We start from the raw sequence: 18,827 nt of genomic DNA on the forward strand, positions 1-18,827 counted from the left end.
GCCGCCGCGACCGGCGTTGTCAGTGGGTCCCCCTAGCGTCTCGGACATGACGCGGACCGCACATACCTTCGCCTACGCACGCCCTTCCTCGCTGACCGCCGCCGGGGCGGGCCGGACCCTCAGTCTGGAGACGGCGGGGGGTCTGACCCCGGCCGGGGCCGACCCCCACCCCCAGTTCTTCGCCGGGTTCCTGAGTGCCCCTCAGGCAGCCGCGCGGGCCCTGCTCGCCGTCGCGGACGTGGCCGCCGCCCGCTACTACCGGCGCACCCTGCCCGCCTCGCTCGACCCGGTCGTCACGGGCAACGGCGACCGGCTGCGCTTCGAGTCCTTCTCCGGGTGCTGCGGGGTGTACGCCCGGCTCGACGTACTGCCGGACGGTCTGCGCGGCGCCGACACCGGCCACGGCACCACCAACGTCGACGTCAACAACCCGCTGCGCGAGGCGTTGTCCCGGCTGAGCGGTGACGACCCGCTGCACCTGCGCGTCGGCCCCGACGAGATGGCGGTGACGACGCTCGACGGGCCGGTCGTGGAGAAGAAGGTTCCGCTGCCGGAGCGCTGGCTGCGCGGTTTCGCCGAGTCCCAGGCCGCCACCACCGGCTTCGACCTGCGGGCCGAACTGACCGCCGCCGAGGCGGCGCGCTTCCTCCGCTCCCTGCCCCGTACCGCGGTGGGCGGCGGAGCCGCGAGCGGCGCCCTGTGGGTGGTTCCCGCCGGTCGGACGCTGCGCCCCACCACCCGGCCGGTGCCCGGCGCGGTCTGCCTGCCCGGCCCCGAGCGTCTCGCCGCCCTCCAGCGGGTGCTGCGGCACGCCACGGGCCTGCGCGTGTACGGTCCCGCGCCGACCGGGGCGGAGCCCACCGCCTCCGCCTGGGAGGTCGCCCTGCCCGGGATGCGGCTCACGCTCACCCTCTCCCCGGAGGCCTCCCGCGGGTTCTCCGGCGAGGGCGGCGTCCTGGAGGCCCTGGCCACCGACGCGGCGGCCGAGGACGCCGAGCTGATCTCCGTACTCCTCGCCTGGGAGCCGCGCATCGATCCGGCCGATCTGGCCGAACAGTCGGGGCTTGCGGTGGACCGCGTACGGGCGGCCCTGACCCGCCTCGGTACGGCCGGCCGGGTCGGCTACGACATCGCCGAAGCCGCCTACTTCCACCGCGAACTCCCCTACGACGCCCGCCGCGCCGAGCGGCACAACCCGCGGCTGGTCGCCGCCCGCGCCCTGCTGGCCGCCGGAGCGGTCACCCTGGACGGGCCCGGTACCGCCCTGGTGGCCTCCGGTGAACGCCGCTACCAGGTACGCGAGTCCGGCGGCGCGCTCAGCTGCACCTGCCAGTGGTGGGCCGACCACCGGGGCCGCCGCGGCCCCTGCAAGCACGCGCTGGCCACCCGGATGGCCCTGCGGGCCGCCACCGCCACCTCCGCCACCCCTTCCGTCTCGCCCGCCCCTTCCGGAGCCGCACGATGAACACCACCGAGAACGCCACCGACGACGTCCTCGCAGCCGTACGGGCGGGCCGCACCGCCGAGCTGCCGGGTCTGCTCAAGCCGCTGGAACCCGCACGGCGCCGGGCGCTGCTCGCCGGACTGAAGGAACTGCGCCGCGAACTGCGTTCCTCGCGGTGGGAGCGCTGGGAGGACCGCAACCGGACCAACCCGGCCCTGGTGGTCGCCGGAGCCGGCTGCACCACCGGGGCGGCGGCCGCGGCCGCCTGGATCGGGGCCGCCGATCTGCGCCGCTGGAGGCGGCGGCCGCCCACCGCCGCGCTGCTCGACGTACTGTCCGGCCGGGATCCGAAGTGGCTCGGCGACCTCGCCCACCGGCTGGCCGCCCGGTCCGCCACCGCCGAACAGGACTACCCGCTGATCAGCGAACTCGTCCGGCTCGCCGGCTGTCCGATGCCCACCACCGACGGCTGCGTCGAAGGCTGGGCGGCCGCCGTGGGGGCGTCCCGTTCCCCTCTCGTGGTCGCCCTGCGCCGCGACCCCCACCTCGCTGCCCTCGCCCCGCGGCTCTTCGAGACCGCCGAACCGGTCGGTGTCATCACCTGGCACCGGGATCCGGACGGCCCCGACAACTGGCCGACCGCGCTGGCCACCCTGGCCGACGAGGGGCGCCTGGACCGTGCCGTCCTGCTGGACGGATGCACCGCGCGGTTGCTGCGCGGCGGCAAGCCCGCCCAGCTGAAGCCCTACCAGGAGATCCTGGAAGCCCTGCGTCCGACCGCCGAGGAGGAGCGGGAGCGGGCCGCCGACTGGATCGCGCTGGCCGCCGACGCGCCTTCCGCCGTCGCCGGGAGCGCCCAGCAGACCCTCGCCCGGCTCGCCGCAGCGGGTCACCTGAACCCCCGCCGGCTCGCCGAGATGTCGACCGCCGTCCTCTTCCGCCCCGAGAAGAAGCTGGTCCGCTCGCAACTCGTGCTGATCGGCAAGGAACTCACCCGCAATCCGGCCGCCGCCCCCGAACTGCTGCCGGAACTCGCCGAGGTGTTCGGGCACGCGGACACCGACTTCCAGGAGCGGGCGCTGAAGCTGGTCGCCGCCCACCTCACCGACGATCCCGGACTGCGCGCCGAACTCGCCGACCGGGCCCACCTGCTGAGCCCGGTCCACCGGGCCCGGGCGGTGGAGCTCCTCGGAGCGGCCGCCGCTCCCGCCGCGGAATCCGGCCCCTACCGGGAGACCCTGCCACCGCTCCCGGTCCCGGCCCCGCTCGCCCCCGCACCGGAGACGGTCGCCGAGACCGTGGAACTGGTCGCTGCGGTCGTCAACGCGCGCACCGCCACCGTCGAGGAGTTCGAGCGCGCCCTGGACGGGCTGGTACGGCACGCGTACCGGGACCGCGCGGCCCTCGCCGAGGCGCTGCGCCCCGCGCTGGCGGACCGCTGGTGGCTCGACCCCGAGCAGTCCCGCTCCTACACGCACGAGCTGCCCGGTCTGGAGCACGTGGCCGCCTGTGTCCTGGACGCGCCGCCGACGGGCACACCGCAGCCGGCCCTCGTGTCCTGGCGCAGCGACTGCCACCACACCGCGATCGGCGCCGCCACCCATGCGCGCGTGGCCGAGGCCGCGCAGCGCATGGCGTCCCGGCCGCTGCCCTTCCTCCTCGCCACGCCCTCCGTGGAGACGGGCTCGCTGGACCCCCGCGTGCTGGTCGCCCGCCTCGCCGAGTACGGCCGTCTCGGCGCGGACCCCGCGCCCGCGGACTGCGCCCAGGCCCTGCTGCGGGTGCGCCGTGACGCCTCCGCCGTCCCCGAGGCCGCCGCCCTCGGCACGCCCGCGGGCGACCGGCTGGCCGCCTGGCTCGGCGATGCCGGACGGCCCGTGGCCGTCACCCGCCGAACCGCGCCGGCGGTGCAGCACCGGTGGGGCGGCGTGACGCCCGCGCGCCTCGTGCTGGACACGGCGCAGCGGACGACCGTGGTGCGCGAGTTCCCGCACCGGTTCCACGAGCTGGCGAAGGCCCGCACGGCGGCCGACCGCTGCTGGGACGGCCGCGACGACGCGTCGGTGATCGCGGTCCTGCCCGAGGACCGGGAGGCCCTGGCCGCCTGGTGCCTCCCGGTCGTCACGGCCGGTTCCGTCAACGAAGCGCGCGAGGCGGCCGCAGCGCTGCCCCTGCTCGCCGCGGCCGGTGGACCGGCCGGCCCGGCCCTGCACCTGGCGGTCGCCACCGGACTCGGCGCCCGGCACCCCGAGGACCGGCTGAGGGCCGTGGACGCGCTCCTCACGCTCGCCGCCCAGGGTGAGCTGGACGCCGTGGGCCTCGGGTGCGACCTGGCCGAGCTGATCGCCCTGGGCACGGTCAAGCCCGGCCGGCTCGCCGACTCGCTGCGCACCCTCGCCGCGACGGGCGCGTACGCGACGACCTGGGCCGTGCTGGCGGCCGCCCTGCCCGCTCTGCTCACGGGGGCGGCCGATCCCCGTGGCGCCGGGGACCTCCTGTCGACGGCCGCCGAGTGCGTGGAACAGTGCGGGGCGGCGGCGCCCGAACCGGCCGGGCTCGCCTCCGTCGCGGCCCGGGGCGGCTCGTCGCGCCTGGTCACCCAGGCCGCCCGGCTGCGCGACGCCCTCCGCCGCAACGAGGGGGCTCCTGCCACGGGCAACTGAACGGGTTGCCGTAACGGAAAAACTGTTGAACTTTGTCCCACTGTCCGTAAATATGCGGCCAATTTGGCGATGACGGGACTGATGTTTCATCATCGTGACTGCACGTCAGCTTTGGGCGTGCGTCAGAGGGATACGGGGGCGCCGGGGGGTGTCCCCCGTTCACACCGGCCCGACCGTGCAGGCGAGTTCCTTCCCTCGCCGCGCCCCGCCGTGATTCCCGTTCCCGTTCCCGTCATCCAGGCAAAGGCTCATGTCCGCCCAGCAGCTCTCGGACCTCATACGTTTCGCCCGCCACAACTCGCCCTACTACCGGGACCTGTACGCGTCCCTGCCACCGCACGTCGACCGCCTCACCGACCTGCCGGTGGTCGACCAGCAGGACTTCTGGGCGGCCAACGCCCTGCACGACAGCCGTGTGCTGACCGGCCCGCTCAGCGAGGCCACGGTCTACAAGACCGGCGGCACCACCGGGTCCCCCAAGTTCTCCGTCTTCACCCGCGACGAGTGGCGCACGTTCGTCACCGCCTTCGGCGAGGGGCTCGTGGACACCGGTCTGCGCCCGGGGCACCGCGTCGCCGACCTCTTCTACGCGGGGGAGCTGTACGCCAGCTTCCTCTTCGTCCTCGACTCGCTCGCCCACGCACCCGTGGACAACGTCCGCCTGCCCATCGGCGGCGGCGCGCCGCTGGAGTCGACGATCCCCACCCTGCGCGATCTCGCCGCCCAGGTGCTGACCGGCACGACCACCACCTTGTGCCGGCTCGCCGAGCAGGTCGTCTCGAGCGGTGTCCCGCTCGGTTCGGTGGAGTTGCTGCTCTTCGGCGGCGAGGCCCTCTTCGACGACCAACGACGGCTGCTGGCCGCCGCGTTCCCCGGCGCCGAGGTCCGTTCCGTCGGATACGCGAGCGTCGACGCGGGCCTGCTCGGCCGCCCGGTGCCCGGCCCCGACGCCCGGGTGCACCGGGCCTTCACCCCGTACTCGGTCGTCGAGATCCTCGACGACTCCACCGGTGAACCCGTCACCGAACCGGGGCGGCCCGGCCGGGTCGTCGTCACCAGCCTCTTCCGCCGCCTCATGCCGATCATCCGCTACCCGGCCGGTGACCGGGCCGAGTGGACCGGCACCGGGCCCGGCCACTTCAGGATCCTCGGGCGCGCCGAGGAGGGCGTGCGCGTGGGCCCCGTCTCCCTCTACACCCAGGACGCCCAGGACGCCGTGGCCGCGGCGGACACCGAGGGCCGCGTGGTCGGCATGCAGCTCGTCGTCCGCCGCTGGGAAGGCCGCGACGGGCTGGTCCTGCGGCTGGCGACGGCCCCCGGTGACGAAGCCCGCGACCAGGTCGCGGGCGGCCGCGAGGCGCTGGCCCGGGCCGTCGTCGCGGAGCTGGAGACCGTACGGCCGCTGTATCCGGACAGTGTGCGTGCCGGGTTCGTGCACCCGCTGTCCGTGGAGTGGGCCCGCCACCGCGACCTCGCCGTGAACCCGCGCTCGGGCAAGCTCGTCCGCGTCCTCGACGAGAGGCCGACCGCATGACCGCCTCACCCATGGCCGAGACGGATACTCAGCCGCAGCCGCGGACCGGGGCCGACCGCCGGCGCGCCCCGCTGGTCCTGCGCAACCGGGCCTTCGGCGCGGTATGGCTCGGGCAGGTCCTCACCCAGGCCGCCGTACGCATGTTCCAGGTCGGCGTGTCCTGGTGGATCGTCGCCTACGCCGTGCCCGGGGCCCGGGGGCTGGCCTCGGGGCTGTTCATGGCGGTGTGCACGCTGCCCGCCGTGGCGCTGGCGCCCGTCGTGGCCGGCGCAGTCGCCCGCGCCGCGCACCGCTCGGTGCTGCGGACCGCCGCCGCCGTGGCCGGGGCCGCCTCGGCGGCCCTCGCGCTGTGGGCGTACGGCGGCGGCCTGCCGCTGGCCACCGTGTACGCCGCCGGTCTCGCCCTGGCCACCTGCCAGGCGTTCTTCGACCCGTGTCTGACCACGTCGGTCCCCGAGCTCGTCGACGACGCCGACATCGAGACGGCCACCGGCTTCGAGCTGTCCACCCAGTCCCTGGCCGGGCTCTCGGGGGCGCTGCTCGGCGCCCTGGCCGTCGACCGGGCGGGCGTGGCCGGTCTGGCCGCCGGCTGCGCGGCCGCCTACCTCGGCGCCGCCGTACTCGTCGCGAGCGCCCGTTTCCGTACGGTCGCCGCGGACGGCGCGGACGGCGCGGCGGCCCCGCCCCGGCGGCGCCCGCTGCGCCGCATCCTCGCCGAACTGCCCTCCGTACGGCGGATCCTGATCTGCTTCACCGCGGCGAACCTGTTCACCGCCGCCGTGTTCGTCGTCATTCCCCTCTACACCCGGTCGGTCCTCTTCGGCGGAGGCGGCACCGTGGCCCTGCTGGAGGCCTCCCTCGGCACCGGTGCGCTCGTCGGCGCCTTCACCGGCACCCGCGTGCCGGGACGGCCCACGGTCGCCGGCGCCTGGTGCCTGGGCCTGATGGCCCTGGCTCTGGCGCTGCCCGGGCTGTTCGCGCAGCGCCCGGTCTTCGCGGGCTGCCTGGCCGTGGCCGGCTGGTGCGCGGGGGCCGTCAGCGTGCGCTTCGTCGCCCTGTTCCAGCGGATGGTGCCGACGGCGGACAAGCCCGGCTTCTTCGCCGTGATGCAGGCCGTCCTGGGTGCCTCCCTGCCGGTGGCGTCCCTGGTGTTCGGCTCCGCCGGCGACTTCCTCTCCCCGCAGACGCTGTGCCTCGTACAGGGCGTCGGGCTGCTCCCGGCGGCCTGCGCGCTGGCCCTGCTCGGGTCCCGTACGCCCGACCCGGCCGTCGCGGAGCCCGCCGGAGGCGAGCGATGAGCCCCGTGATCACCGCGGCCGTCCGCGCGGACATCGCCGAACTGCGCCAGCTCTACTACGCCGTCTACGGTCCGCACTACCCGGTGGCCCTCGGCACCGACCCGGCCGAGATGGCCCGGCTCATCGCGGACCCGCACTCCCTGTGGCTGGTCACCCGCTGCGCCGCCACGGGGGCGCTGACCGCGTCCGCCGCCATCCACGGCGAGGCGGGCAGCCGCACCGGCCGCCTGGAGGGCATCGCCGTGCACCCCGAGCACCGCTCGGCGGGCCTGGCCGCCGCCCTGACCGAGGCCCTGTGCGCCGGGATGCTGGACACGGGCCGCCTGGACTCGGTGTACGCGACCGTGCGCACCGTCAGCGCCGGTCCGCAGCGCGTCGTCGCCCGCAACGGCTTCCGGCCGCTGGGCATCCTGCCCAACGCGGTGGATCTCAGCAGCCGCGAAAGCCTCGCACTCTACGCGCGTCACGCCGCCGGGGTGCTCGACCGCCGGATCCCCGTCACCGAAGTACCGGCCCCGATGCTGCCGTTGCTGCGCACGGCCGAGTCCGCGCTCGGCATCGGCTACCCCGGGGTCAGGGCCGCCGCCGACCCGCTCCCGGCGCCCGCGCCGCACGCGGCGGCCGAACGGCTGGAGGTGATCGAGGCACCGGCCTTTGTCCGCCGCCGCTTCCGCGAGCGGTTCCCGGGCTCCGGGGGCTGGTTCTACCCGCTGCACACCCCGAACGTGCTGCTCACCCCCGAAGACGGCCGGTTCGAGGTCTACGCCTACCTGAACCGCGCCGGCGGGTACGGCTGCCTGCTGACGGCCCACCCCGACCCGGCCGCCGCGGCGGCCCACCTCGAACCCGTCACCCGGGCCCTGGCCCGCGCGGGCGCCGGCTACGTCGAGGCCCTGGTGCCGCTCGCGCACCACGAGGCCCTCTCGGCCTTCCTCGCCCAGGGGTTCGTGGCCGGGGCCCTGTACCCGGCCATGCGCGCGGACGGCGACGGCTTCCACGACTACGCCGTCCTGTCCCGTTCCGGCGAGCGGATCGACTTCCGCGGCGTCGCCGTCGAACCGCCCCTCCAGCCGTATCTGGACTGCTACGTGTCGGCCTGGGCGTCGGCACACCTGCCCACTTCATCCGAGGTTGCCCCATGAGCCCCACGAGCCCTGTGAACCCCCATCTCGCGCCGGTCGCCGTACCCGACCCGGCCCTGCTGCCGCACGTGCAGGAGCTGTGCGACCTGACCGATCCGTACGCCTTCGGACCCGCGCAGGACGAACTGTTCGCCGCCGCCATGGCGGAGACCAACGCCTGGCACACCGAGCGCTCCGCGTTCTTCCGCTCCCTGTACGAGGCCACTCCCCCGGCCGAGCCGTACCGTACGCCGCTCGTCCACGCGAACTTCTTCAAGCGGCACGAGGTGCTCTCCATCCCCCGCGAGGACGTCGAGCTGCACCTGACCTCCTCCGGTACCACCGGCCAGAAGTCGCAGATGTTCTTCGACGAGTGGACCATCCGCTCCGCCCAGCGCATGGTCGCCCGGATCTTCGAGCGGAACGGCTGGATCACCCCCGAGCAGGAGGTCAACTACCTCCTCTACAGCTACGAGCCGGCCCCCTCGCTGAACCTCGGGACCGCCTTCACCGACAACTACCTGTGCGACTTCGCCCCCGCGCGCAGCGTCGCGTACGCGCTGCGCAACACCGGCGGCGAGCACGAGTTCGACCCGTTCGGCTGCATCGCCGCACTGCGCCGCTTCGAGCGGGAGGACGCCCCGGTCCGCATCCTCGGCTTCCCGGCCTTCCTCTTCTTCACCCTGGAGCGGATGCGGGCCATGGGGCTGCCTCCGCTGCGCCTGCCCGAGGGCTCCCTCGTCGTGCTCGGCGGCGGCTGGAAGGGGCACGCCGACCGGCGCATCGAGAAGGAGGAGCTGTACTCCCGCATCACCGAGCAGCTCGGCATCCCGGGTGAGCGGATCCGGGACACCTTCGGGTCGGTCGAGCACTGCATCCCGTACATCGAGTGCGACCACCACCGGCTGCACGCCCCGGTCTGGTCCCGGGTGACGATCCGCTCCACCCGCACGCTGGAACCGCTGCCCTACGGGGAGCGGGGCTATCTGCACCTGGTGTCGCCGTACATCACCTCGGTGCCGGCGCAGAGCGTGGTCATGGGCGACCTCGCGTCCCTCCAGCCCGGCAGCGCGTGCGGGTGCGAGCTGGAGACCCCCTGGTTCACCGTCCACGGCCGTGCCGGGGTGAGCCGCAACCGCAGCTGCGCGGTGGCCGCAGCGGAACTGATGAAGGGAATGGTGTGACCGTGAGCGGGCACCAGCACTACTGGCAGGGCGAGTTCATCGGCGACGAGGAGGCGGGCCGCCGGCTCGCCGGGCTGCCGGGCGCCGTCGAGGCCGCGCTCGCGGAGGGCCTAGAGACCGAGACCGTCCTGGCCGCGTGCGACGCGCTCGCCACCGCGCTGCGCGACCCCGGCCATCCCGTACGGGCCCGGCTCGCCACGCACCTGCCCGAGGGGGAGGACCCGGCCGTCCTGGCCGAGCTGGGCGGCCTCCTCGGCCGGCGGGAGCTGACCCGCAAGCTGCGCCGGGAGCTCGGCGGCGCGACGCCCGGCCGGCTGAACCGGGCGGATCCGCGCGAGACGGTGTACGAGGCGTGGGCGCCGGTCGGCCTGGTCGCCCACATCGCGCCGGGCAACGCCGCGACGGTCGCACCGCTGAGCATCGTCGAGGGCCTGCTCGCCGGGAACGTCAACGTGCTCAAGACCAGCAGCGACGACACCCTGCTGACCCAGCAGCTGATGGCGGAGCTCGCCGGCCTGGACCCGAGCGGGGCGCTGGCCGCGCGGATCGTCGTGCTGCGCTTCCCTTCCTCCCGCCAGGAGTGGCTGCGCCTGATGTGCGCGCCCGCGGACGCCGTCGCCGTATGGGGCGGGGAAGCGGCCGTCGAAGGGGTGGCCGCCCATGTGCCGGCCGGCTGCAGGCTGGTGGAGTGGGGGCACCGGATCTCCTTCGCGTACCTGACGGCCGACGCCTGGTCGGACGCCCGCACGCTCGACGCCCTGGCGGACGACGTCTGCCTGCACGAGCAGGAGGCGTGCTCCAGCCCTCAGGTGGTCTACCTCGACACCGAGGACGAGGACGAGGTCTTCGGTTTCGCCGAGCGGTTCGCCGCGGTCCTCGCCACCCGGCCGCCGGCCGCGGCGGGCGCGGCCGCGGGCGAGCCCGACCCGGCGGAGGCGGCCGAGCTGACCACCACCGAGCTGATGGCCCGGCTGGAGGAGCACCTGGGCCTGACGCGGGTGTTCGCCGCTCCCGACGGCTCGTGGCGGGTCATGGCCGACACCCGGTCCCCGCTGACCGCCTCGCCGCTGCACCGCAGCGTGTGGGTCAAGCCGCTGCCCCGCAAGCGGCTGATCGCCACCCTGCGGCCGATGCGCCGCTATCTGCAGACGGCGGGCCTCGCGGGCAGTCCGACGGACATCGCCGAGCTCTCCCGTACCGCGCTGGCGGCGGGCGTCACCCGGGTCACGCCGGTCGGCGCCATGCTGGAGAGCTACGCGGGTGAGCCGCACGACGGGGTCTACGCCCTGCAGCGCTACAGCCGCCGCGTCGCGGTCCAGGCCGATCCGGCCGCCTTCGCCACCACCGCCTGCCTGGACGACCTGGTCCGGCCCGTGGTGCTGCCGCTTCCCGAGGGGCCGCTGCTGGGCAAGGAGGACGTACAGGAACCGGCCCGCCGGCTGGCGCGGGCCGATGCCGAGCTGTACTTCCGCAGCGGCGGCAGTACCGGGGCGCCGGCGCTGTCGGTGTTCAGCTACGACGACTACGACACGCAGATGCACGCCGCCGCCCGGGGCCTGCTGGCCGCCGGGTACGACCCGGCCTCGGACCGGACCGCCAACCTGTTCTACTGCGGCGCCATGTACGGCAGCTTCATCAGCTTCTTCTCCGTGCTGGAACGGCTCGGCGGGGTGCAGTTGCCGCTGTCGGCGGGCCCCGACCACCGGGCCACGGCGCAGGCGCTGATCGACCACGGGGCCGACACCCTCTTCGGCATGCCCTCCTACCTGTGGCAGCTGCTGCACGCGGAGGAGGAGGCGCTGCGCGCCTACGGCGGCCTGCGCAAGGTGTTCTACGGCGGCGAGCACTTCACCGAGGAGCAGCAGCGCACCCTGAAGGACACCTTCGGCATCGAGGCCGTCCGCTCGATCACCTACGGCAGCACCGACCTCGGCCCGCTGGGCTACCAGTGCACCGAGAGCTCCGGCGGTGTCCACCACCTGCACGCCGACCTCCACACGATGGAGATCCTGGACCTGGCCGAGGACCGCGCGGTGGTCCCGGGCGAGACGGGCCGGCTGGTCTTCACCACGCACGCCCGGCGCGGCCAGCACCTGGGCCGGTACGTGATAGGCGACCTCGGCCGGGAGGTCCCGGGCCGCTGCCCGTGCGGGCGGCACGCGCCGCGCTTCGAGCTGCGGGGGCGCACCGGCGACGTGATGCGCGTGGCGACGTACTTCCTGAACCACCGCCGCTTCCTGGACCTGGCCGAGGAACAGGGCGGGCACCGGGGTGAGGTGCAGATCCGGCTCGACTCCGCCGGCGCGCGCGAGCGGCTGACCGTACGGGTGGAGCGGGCCGCGGCGACGGATCCGGAGCGGCTGCGGGAGGTCTTCCTGGCCGGCTACCCGGAGCTGCGCTCGGCGGTGGCGGAGCGGCTGCTGGAGCTGGTGGTCGAGGCGGTGGACGGCGCGTCGCTGGACCGCAGCCCGACCAGCGGCAAGCTCCTCGCCGTGGTGGACGCGCGCGGCTGAGACGGGAGGGGCGCGGGTCGGCCGTCAGGCCGTCCCGCGCCCCTTTGTCCGTCGGGCCGTCAGGTCACGGCGCGCCGAAGGTGAGCGTCAGCTGCGGCGTCCCTTCGTTCGCCTGTGCCTCGGAGGACCACAGCCACAGGGCGTCCGTACCGGTGCTGCTGAGCGCCAGGCCGTAGCCGCCGCCGAGGGCCGCCGCGACGCTCGCGGTGGTCAGCCCGGTGGTGTGCACCGCCGAACCGTCCGGGATCCCGGCGAAGGTGCCGAGTGCCGGACCGCCCAGCGCGGGTCGGTTGTTGTACGTGGTCCCGGCCTCGCTCCACGAGCCGGTGACCGGGAGGACCGAGACGGTGTCCGTGGTGCCGGCACCGCTCTGGGTGCTCGTCTTCACGCTGAGCGCGGCCGCCTTCAGCACCGTGCCGGCGGGTGCGGCGGGCAGGTCGAAGCGCAGGTAGCTCGCGTAGAAGGAGGTGCCGCGCACCGCGAGCGAGCCCGAGGTGCCGTAGTTGGTGGCGGGCGCCCCCGCGTTGGCGTAGGTGTCCTCCGCGGCGGGCACCTGGACCACCGAGTCGGCCGGGGCGGTGGCGAGGGCGTAGTGGTTCTGCACCTGTGCCGGGCTGAGCACCGTCGGGTAGACGGCGGTCTCGTCGAGCCGGCCCGCCCAGTACTCGCTCGTGGGACGGTCGGGCCAGCCGCCGAGGCTGTCGCCGCCGGCGTGCCAGTAGCCCGAGAAGTTCTCGTGGGTGGTGACGGCCAGGGTGCCCTTCTGGGCGCCGTCCACGTACAGGGTCATCCCGCCTGGGCCCTGGGTGGCGACGACGTGGTGCCACTGGTTGTCGTTGTAGGAGCCGGAGGTGGTGATGGTGCGGGTGGCTCCGGTGTAGACGCCGTAGACCAGCCGGCCGTTGTTGGTCATGTAGATGTGCTTGTCGTACTGATTGCTGCCGCGGGTCTGGTTGTTCCCGAAGCCGACGAGCTTGCCGCCCCGGGTGGTGTCGGTCTTGAACCAGGTCTCGATGGTGTAGGTGCTGCCCACGGTCTGCCGTGTGTCCCCGTACACCTGGGTGTCCGTGCCGTTGAAGCCGATCGCCGTGCTCGCGCCGGAGACCGCGCCGGGGGCCTGCCGCAGGGCGGGGGCGTTCAGGTGCGTGCCGCTCCGGTTGCCGCCGGCGGAGGAGTCGGCGACGAAGGGCAGGGCCGATTCGTCGTAGCGCCAGTACTGCTGGGCTCCGTCGGCGCGGACCTGGTTCGGGTAGCCCTCGACCGTGGTGGGGACGGTCACGCTCGCCGTCGCGGACAGGGCGCTGGTGTTGCCGGCCGCGTCGGCGGCCGTCACCCGGTAGGTGTACGACTGGCCCGCCGCCGCGGTGGTGTCGGTCCAGGAGGCCTGCGGCCGCTTGAAGAACAGCGAGTCGGCGGTGACCGTGGCGAGGGGGGTGGCCGCGCCGTTCCGGTAGATCCGGTAGGTCAGCGCGCTGTCGTCGAGGTCGAGGCTGGTGCGCCAGCGCACCTGGACCTCACCGGGCCGGAAGCTGACCGCGCTCGCCACGGGCACGGTGGGTGCGCCGGTGTCCCCGGTGGAGGCGAACCGGGTCAGGCTCTGCTGCGCCGCGCCGTTGACGGTGGTGAACTCCCCGCCGACCCACAGGTACTGGACGCCGCCCTTGGAGCCGACCGTCATCACGCGCGGCCCGATGCCCTCGCCGATGCCGTCGTCGGTGTCGGGGGCCCAGCCGAGCTTGCCGGTGCCGGTGGTGGGCTGGGCGAGCAGGTGGTGGCGCTGGCCGTCGGGGAACTCGCCGACGCTGGAGCAGTCGTGCGCGTGCGAGGCGCTGTAGAGCACGCTCTGATAGGGCAGCACGGCCTGGGTGGCGCCCAGGCAGGTGTCGCGCCAGCGCTGGCCGAAGTCGTTCAGGTTCACGGCGATCCGGCCGTCGAAGACCCCGCCTCCCGTGCCCTCGTTGGCGGTGTAGAAGCCGGTGGCGTCGGTCGCGATGTCCTTGACCACGGAGTTGGTCTCGATGAAGCCGGCGTACGACTTGGTGAGCGCGCCGCTCGTCGCGTCGACGACGGCCAGTGCGTGGGTGTTCGTTCCGTTGACGGTGAAGAAGTCGCCGCCGAGGATCACGTTCTCGCCGTCCGGGGTGACCTCGACGGCGCGCCCGGGCTCGTCGGCGTCGGCGGTGAAGGGCTTCAGGGCGCCGTCGGCCGCGCCCACGGCGGCGAAGCGCTGACGCGGCTGGCCGGCGACGCTGAGGAAGTCGCCGCCCGCGTAGACGGTGTCGCCGGTGACGGCCAGGGCCCGGACGGTGGCCGCGAAGGCCGGGCGGAAGCCTTGTTTCACGGTGCAGCTCGCCACGTCCACGGCGGCGAGGCTGGAGACGGGAGTGCCGTTGACGGCACCGAAGTAGCCGCCGACGTACAGGGTCGACTTGTCCGGCGAGAGGGCGAGCGCGCGAACGGTGGCGCTGCCCGAGCCGACGGTGAAGGACAGCTCGCAGGAGGTCGGGGCGCCGGTCGCGGCGTCGAGCGCGACGAAGTTCACGGCCGACCGCTCGCTTCCGGAGCCTCCGTCGGGCGGGCGCACGGTGGAGAAGGTGCCGCCGACGAAGACCTGTCCGGCCGCCTCGGCGAGGGCCCAGACGACACCGTCGGGCTGCCAGGTGGCCAGCGGATCGGCGGTGAACGCGACGGGCGGGGTGATCGCCGCCGCCTGCGGGGCGAGGCCGAGGCCCACCCCCAGCGCGGTGCCGGCCAGGGACAGGGCGAGCGCGGCCGCCGCCCCTCGGGATCTACGCATGAATCCCCCAGTTCGGTGTGCGGTACGGCCGTAGGGTGCGGCCGAACAGGCCATGGCCGAAAACCACCGAACAGCAGTCCACGGCCGTGCCTAAGGGCGCACCCTAGAGCGATTCGCGGCTTGATTCATCCCACTTGGCGGATCCGGATGCGAAAGTGCTCCGGCCCGCACACCTGCCCCGCCGTCACGCGCGGGGCTTCGCCCGGACGTGCATGCGCTCGCCCTGCCGCCCGAAGAGGCTGAGGATCTCCACCGGCCGCCCGTCCGCGCTGGTGAACCAGTGGGGCAGCCGGGTGTCGAACTCGGCGGCCTCGCCGGGGCCGAGGACCAGGTCGTGCTCGGCGAGCACGAGGCGCAGCCGGCCTTCCAGCACGTACAGCCACTCGTAGCCCTCGTGCGTCCGCGGATCCGGCTCGCCGCCCCGGTCGGGGATGAGCATCTTGTACGCCTGGAGGGGGCCCGGGCCCCGGGTCAGCGGGACGGCCGTGCCGCCGTTCGGGAGGGTGCGGGGGGTCAGCCGTACCCGGGGATCCCCCACTTCGGGAGCGCCCACCAGGTCGTCCAGGGGCACTTGGTACGCGGCCGCGAGCGGCAGCAGCAGTTCCAGGCTGGGGCGGCGCTGACCCGACTCCAGCCGGGACAGGGTGCTCTTCGAGATGCCGGTCGTTTCGGAGAGCGCGGCCAGGGTGAGACCGCGCCGGGCGCGCAGCCGTCTGAGCCGGGGGGCCACCTCGTCGAGGACCGCTTGGTGGGGGGATGGGGTGTCGTCCATCCGGCCATTGCACCCGGCCGTCCCGGAAACGGCAACAAGGTTTGCCGTCCGTCACCCGGCGGCCGCACCCTCCCGGCATGAGCCCACACAGTCCGCACAGTGATTCCGCCACCGGCCCCCGACAGCACCGCACCACCACCGGCGACGAGGGCGGGGACGCCGGCGCGCACCGGCCCGCGGTCCGGTGGGCGCTCGCCGGTCTCTCCCTCTCCGTGCTGCTCTCCTCGCTCGGCACCGGCATCGCCCATGTCGGCCTGCCGACCCTGGCGCAGGTGTTCTCCGCGTCGTTCCAGGAGGTCCAGTGGATCGTCCTGGCCTATCTCCTCGCCGTCACCACCCTGGTCGTCGGTGCCGGACGGCTCGGCGACCTCGTCGGCCGCCGGCGGCTGCTCCTGGCGGGAATCCTGCTGTTCACCGCGGCCTCGGTGCTGTGCGCCGCCGCACCCACGCTCTGGCTGCTGGTCGGCGCCCGGGCGGCCCAGGGCCTGGGAGCCGCCGTGATGACGGCCCTCACCCTGGCCTTCGTGGGTGAGACCGTCCCGAAGGAGCGGACGGGCAGCGCCATGGGGCTGCTCGGCACGATGTCCGCGGTGGGCACCGCCCTCGGTCCGTCGCTGGGCGGGGCCCTGCTCGCCGCGTCCGGCTGGCGGGCGCTGTTCCTCGTCAACGTGCCGCTGGGCATCGCGGCGTTCCTGCTCGCCCACCGCCATCTGCCCGCCGACCGGCGGGAACGCGGGGTGGACCGGCCCCGCTTCGACCACCTGGGGACGCTGCTGCTCGCGCTGACGCTCGCCGCCTACGCGCTCGCGATGACCCTCGGTGGCGGCCGCTTCGGCCCGCTCGACACGGCGCTGCTGGCGGCCGCCGCCTGCGGGGCCGTCCTCTTCGTGCGCGCCGAGGCGAGGGCGGCCTCCCCCTTGGTCCAGCGCTCGCTCCTGCGGGATCCGGTGATCGGTGCGGGCCTCGCCTCGAGCGCGCTCGTGTCGACGGTGATGATGGCGACGCTCGTGGTCGGGCCGTTCTACCTCTCCCGGACGCTCGGGCTCGGCGAGGCCCCGGTGGGGCTGGTCCTGTCGGTCGGTCCGCTGGTCGCCGCGGTGACCGGGATGCCCGCGGGGCGCCTCACGGACCGCTTCGGCGCGCAGCGCATGACCTTGCTCGGGCTCCAGGCGATGACGGCCGGTGCCGTCATCCTCTACCTGACGCCGGCTTCGCTCGGTGTCCTCGGGTACGTCGCCCCGCTCGCGGTCGTGACCGCGGGCTACGCGGTGTTCCAGACGGCCAACAACACCGCCGTCATGGCGGACGCCGGCCCCGGCCGGCGGGGCGTCGTCTCCGGCATGCTCGGCCTCTCGCGCAATCTCGGCCTCGTCAGCGGTGCGTCCCTCATGGGCGCCGTGTTCGCGCACGGGTCGGCGACCGCCGACATCGCCTCGGCGCCCGCCGGGACCGTGGCCGCCGGGATGCGGTTCACCTTCCTGGTCGCGGCGGCCTTGATCCTCGTCGCGCTCGCCGCCGTCGCCGCGGCGGGCCGGGTCAGCGGGCGTCCGGACCCGGCAGGGGACGGCACAGCAGCGCGGCCGGCGAGGGGCGGGTGGCGGCGCGGGTGGTGAAGGCGATGCCCGCCGCGTACTCGGTGGGCAGGCACTGGCCCTTGTAGTGCCCGTAGGCGAACTCGCCGCCGGGGCCGCCCGCCGGGCGGTTGTCGCCCCGGTCGAACCACACCGTCCGGCCGCCTGCGGGAAGCCCCGTACGGGCCGGGGCGCACAGCGCCGCCGAGACCCGCTCGCCGCGCAGGCTGTAGCCGATCAGGAACTGGCCGGCCGGGCACTGGAACTTGGTGTAGCCGGTGGCCCAGTCGCCGCCCGCCGGGACGTACCTCTCGTCTCGGACCGCGGTGTGGTCGCCCGTCGGGGCGCGCAGGTCGGAGCTGGTGCACAGGCCGCGGCCACCGGTGTGGGCGAGCCCGGTGAGACGGGCCCCGTCGGGGCAGACCGCCTTGCGGGCGCCGCTGTCCCAGTCCCCGGCGGCCCGGGTGCGCAGCGAGGCGTTGTGGTCGCGGTGGTCCGTGGTCAGCTGGTACCAGGCGGTGGTGGCGGGGACCGGTCCGGTGCGGCCGGGGGTGGTGCTGAGCGGGGACCAGCGGGCGGTGCGCCAGTCCCCCGGGTCCAGGACGCCGGAGCGGCGGCCGGTCGCGTCGTAGCGCAGGAGCGCCCAGCTGTCGCCGCCGGGGGTGCCCTGGGCGGTGGTGCTCCAGCCGACGAGGGGCCAGTACGCGAAGTCGGCGTCGGAGCGCGTCAGGTACCCGGTGAGGCGGTCGAACCAGGCGCGGGGGGCGGCGCCGCTCTCGTCGGCCCCGATACCGAACTCGCTGATCCAGACGGGGGCGGTGAAGTGCGTGCCGGTCTCCGCGGACACGAAGAAGGCCTGGTCGTAGAGGGTCTGTTCGAGCTCAGCGGCGGTCATGTCCTGGTAGCGGGGGTCGTGCGTCTCGCCCATGCCGGTCGCACCGCTGTGCCGGGGGCCGGTGTACCCGTAGAAGTGGGCCGAGTAGACCAGCTTGTTCGAGGTGACCAGGGTGTGGGAGAGGGTGCGTACGGGGGTGAGGGTGGGGCGGCCGTGCGGGAAGCCGTCCACGGGCAGGCCGTACCAGTTGATGCCCTCGACGACGATCAGCAGGTTCGGGTTGGCCTCGGTGAGGATGCGGTCGGCGGCCTCCTGGGCGGCGGCGTGCCAGTCGTGGTTGTCGCCGAGGCCCCAGTTGGGGTCGTCGAAGACGTCGCGGCGGACCTCGTTGTAGAGATCGGCGCCCACCACGCGCGGGTTGTCGCGGTAGCGGCGGGCGAGGAAGACCCAGTCGTCGGCCCACTGGGCGGTGGAGCGGCCGCTGTTCCAGCGTTCGTTGCCGTCGAGGCCGCAGCACCAACGGGTGGTGACGGTGTGGTTGTTGAGGATGACGGCGAAGCCGGCGCCGGTGAGGCCGGCGACCACGGCGTCGTAGACCTGGAGGGGCGTGCGGCCGCGCAGGGCCGGGTTGGCGGCGACGGCGGCGTCCGGGACGGGGGTGGTGTCGCGCAGCATCTCGTTGGAGAAGGGCAGCCGGATGCTGTTGAGCCCCGCGGCCCGGAAGTCGGCGAGCAGGGTGGTCAGGGGTACCCGGTCCAGGCCGATCGGGATGCCGTGGGCGTTCTGCCCGCTGTGGTGCGTGGCGGGGTCCTCGCGGTCGCCCGAGCCGTTCCAGGATCCCTGGGCTCCGTCCCAGTTCCCCGAACGCAGGCGGAAGCGGTTGCCCTGCGCGTCGACGATGTACCGGCCGCGGGTGGACAGCGGCGGGGTCCAGGCTACGGCGGGGTCCGTGGCGGCCGCGGGCTGCGGGGCGGCGTGGGCGGGCTGCGCGGACGGCGCCGACAGGGCGCCGGCCACCAGCAGGAGGGCGCAGAGGACCGCGCGTAAGAGGTTCTTCATCTCGCTCCTGCCGGAAAGAGGCCGTCCCGGCGGGCG

The 18,827-nt window shown here is 74.6% G+C and carries 11 protein-coding genes; 8 read left to right on the forward strand and 3 right to left on the reverse strand.

The window, feature by feature from the left end:
* The first annotated feature begins 46 nt into the window (after window positions 1-46).
* The 7 genes from JYK04_RS05990 (at window position 47) to JYK04_RS06020 (ending at window position 11,757) form a co-directional block, all read left to right on the forward strand.
* Entirely contained in the window at window positions 47-1,465 is a 1,419-nt protein-coding gene (locus tag JYK04_RS05990) for an SWIM zinc finger family protein (RefSeq protein WP_189742628.1), read from the forward strand.
* Window positions 1,462-4,107: a DUF7824 domain-containing protein gene (locus tag JYK04_RS05995; RefSeq protein ID WP_189742630.1), complete on the forward strand. Its 2,646-nt coding sequence runs from the start codon at window positions 1,462-1,464 to the stop codon at window positions 4,105-4,107. The genes JYK04_RS05990 and JYK04_RS05995 overlap by 4 nt, the downstream gene beginning before the upstream one ends.
* Window positions 4,108-4,357: 250 nt before the next feature.
* Window positions 4,358-5,641 (forward strand): phenylacetate--CoA ligase family protein, encoded by a 1,284-nt coding sequence (locus JYK04_RS06000; RefSeq protein WP_189742632.1) that lies wholly within the window; start codon window positions 4,358-4,360, stop codon window positions 5,639-5,641.
* Window positions 5,638-6,939 (forward strand): MFS transporter, encoded by a 1,302-nt coding sequence (locus tag JYK04_RS06005; RefSeq protein ID WP_229876292.1) that lies wholly within the window; start codon window positions 5,638-5,640, stop codon window positions 6,937-6,939. Before JYK04_RS06000 ends, JYK04_RS06005 begins: the two co-directional genes overlap by 4 nt.
* The gene (locus tag JYK04_RS06010) at window positions 6,936-8,081 is read left to right on the forward strand and encodes a GNAT family N-acetyltransferase (RefSeq protein ID WP_229876295.1); all 1,146 of its coding nucleotides are present in this window, start codon (window positions 6,936-6,938) and stop codon (window positions 8,079-8,081) included. Before JYK04_RS06005 ends, JYK04_RS06010 begins: the two co-directional genes overlap by 4 nt.
* 14 nt (window positions 8,082-8,095) lie before the next feature.
* Window positions 8,096-9,244, forward strand: a complete 1,149-nt coding sequence (locus tag JYK04_RS06015) for a LuxE/PaaK family acyltransferase (RefSeq protein ID WP_189742797.1) — start codon at window positions 8,096-8,098, stop codon at window positions 9,242-9,244.
* Between the two features lie 2 nt (window positions 9,245-9,246).
* Complete coding sequence (locus JYK04_RS06020; RefSeq protein WP_189742634.1) at window positions 9,247-11,757, forward strand: acyl-CoA reductase; 2,511 nt, start codon at window positions 9,247-9,249, stop codon at window positions 11,755-11,757.
* A gap of 64 nt (window positions 11,758-11,821) precedes the next feature.
* On the opposite strand, the gene JYK04_RS06025 is transcribed toward JYK04_RS06020, so the two are convergent.
* Both JYK04_RS06025 and JYK04_RS06030 read right to left on the reverse strand, forming a co-directional pair.
* Window positions 11,822-14,554 carry a DNRLRE domain-containing protein gene (locus JYK04_RS06025; RefSeq protein WP_189742636.1) on the reverse strand — a complete coding sequence of 911 codons (2,733 nt, stop codon included), beginning with the start codon at window positions 14,552-14,554 and terminating at the stop codon, window positions 11,822-11,824.
* A 184-nt stretch (window positions 14,555-14,738) separates the two neighbouring features.
* Window positions 14,739-15,326 carry a helix-turn-helix domain-containing protein gene (locus JYK04_RS06030; protein WP_189742638.1) on the reverse strand — a complete coding sequence of 196 codons (588 nt, stop codon included), beginning with the start codon at window positions 15,324-15,326 and terminating at the stop codon, window positions 14,739-14,741.
* A 77-nt stretch (window positions 15,327-15,403) separates the two neighbouring features.
* Between JYK04_RS06030 and JYK04_RS06035 the strand changes: the two genes are divergently transcribed.
* Window positions 15,404-16,939, forward strand: coding sequence for an MFS transporter (locus tag JYK04_RS06035; RefSeq protein WP_189742640.1), 1,536 nt, complete (start codon window positions 15,404-15,406; stop codon window positions 16,937-16,939).
* Here JYK04_RS06035 and JYK04_RS06040 read toward each other — a convergent pair.
* A complete protein-coding gene (locus JYK04_RS06040) occupies window positions 16,863-18,791 on the reverse strand; it encodes a glycoside hydrolase family 5 protein (protein WP_189742642.1) in 1,929 nt (642 codons plus the stop codon). The two genes, JYK04_RS06035 and JYK04_RS06040, sit on opposite strands and share 77 nt — an antisense overlap.
* Window positions 18,792-18,827 lie beyond the last annotated feature (36 nt).

Source organism: Streptomyces nojiriensis, from assembly GCF_017639205.1.
Taxonomy (GTDB): Bacteria; Actinomycetota; Actinomycetes; order Streptomycetales; family Streptomycetaceae; genus Streptomyces; species Streptomyces nojiriensis.

Bases quoted from the DNA above. Each gene is read 5' to 3' on its own strand.
- JYK04_RS05995 (WP_189742630.1), top strand. From the start codon at position 1,462: ATGAACACCACCGAGAACGCCACCGACGACGTCCTCGCAGCCGTACGG.
- JYK04_RS06000 (WP_189742632.1), top strand. From the start codon at position 4,358: ATGTCCGCCCAGCAGCTCTCGGACCTCATACGTTTCGCCCGCCACAAC.
- JYK04_RS06005 (WP_229876292.1), top strand. From the start codon at position 5,638: ATGACCGCCTCACCCATGGCCGAGACGGATACTCAGCCGCAGCCGCGG.
- JYK04_RS06035 (WP_189742640.1), top strand. From the start codon at position 15,404: ATGAGCCCACACAGTCCGCACAGTGATTCCGCCACCGGCCCCCGACAG.
- JYK04_RS06010 (WP_229876295.1), top strand. From the start codon at position 6,936: ATGAGCCCCGTGATCACCGCGGCCGTCCGCGCGGACATCGCCGAACTG.
- JYK04_RS06040 (WP_189742642.1), bottom strand. From the start codon at position 18,791: ATGAAGAACCTCTTACGCGCGGTCCTCTGCGCCCTCCTGCTGGTGGCC.
- JYK04_RS05990 (WP_189742628.1), top strand. From the start codon at position 47: ATGACGCGGACCGCACATACCTTCGCCTACGCACGCCCTTCCTCGCTG.
- JYK04_RS06025 (WP_189742636.1), bottom strand. From the start codon at position 14,554: ATGCGTAGATCCCGAGGGGCGGCGGCCGCGCTCGCCCTGTCCCTGGCC.
- JYK04_RS06030 (WP_189742638.1), bottom strand. From the start codon at position 15,326: ATGGACGACACCCCATCCCCCCACCAAGCGGTCCTCGACGAGGTGGCC.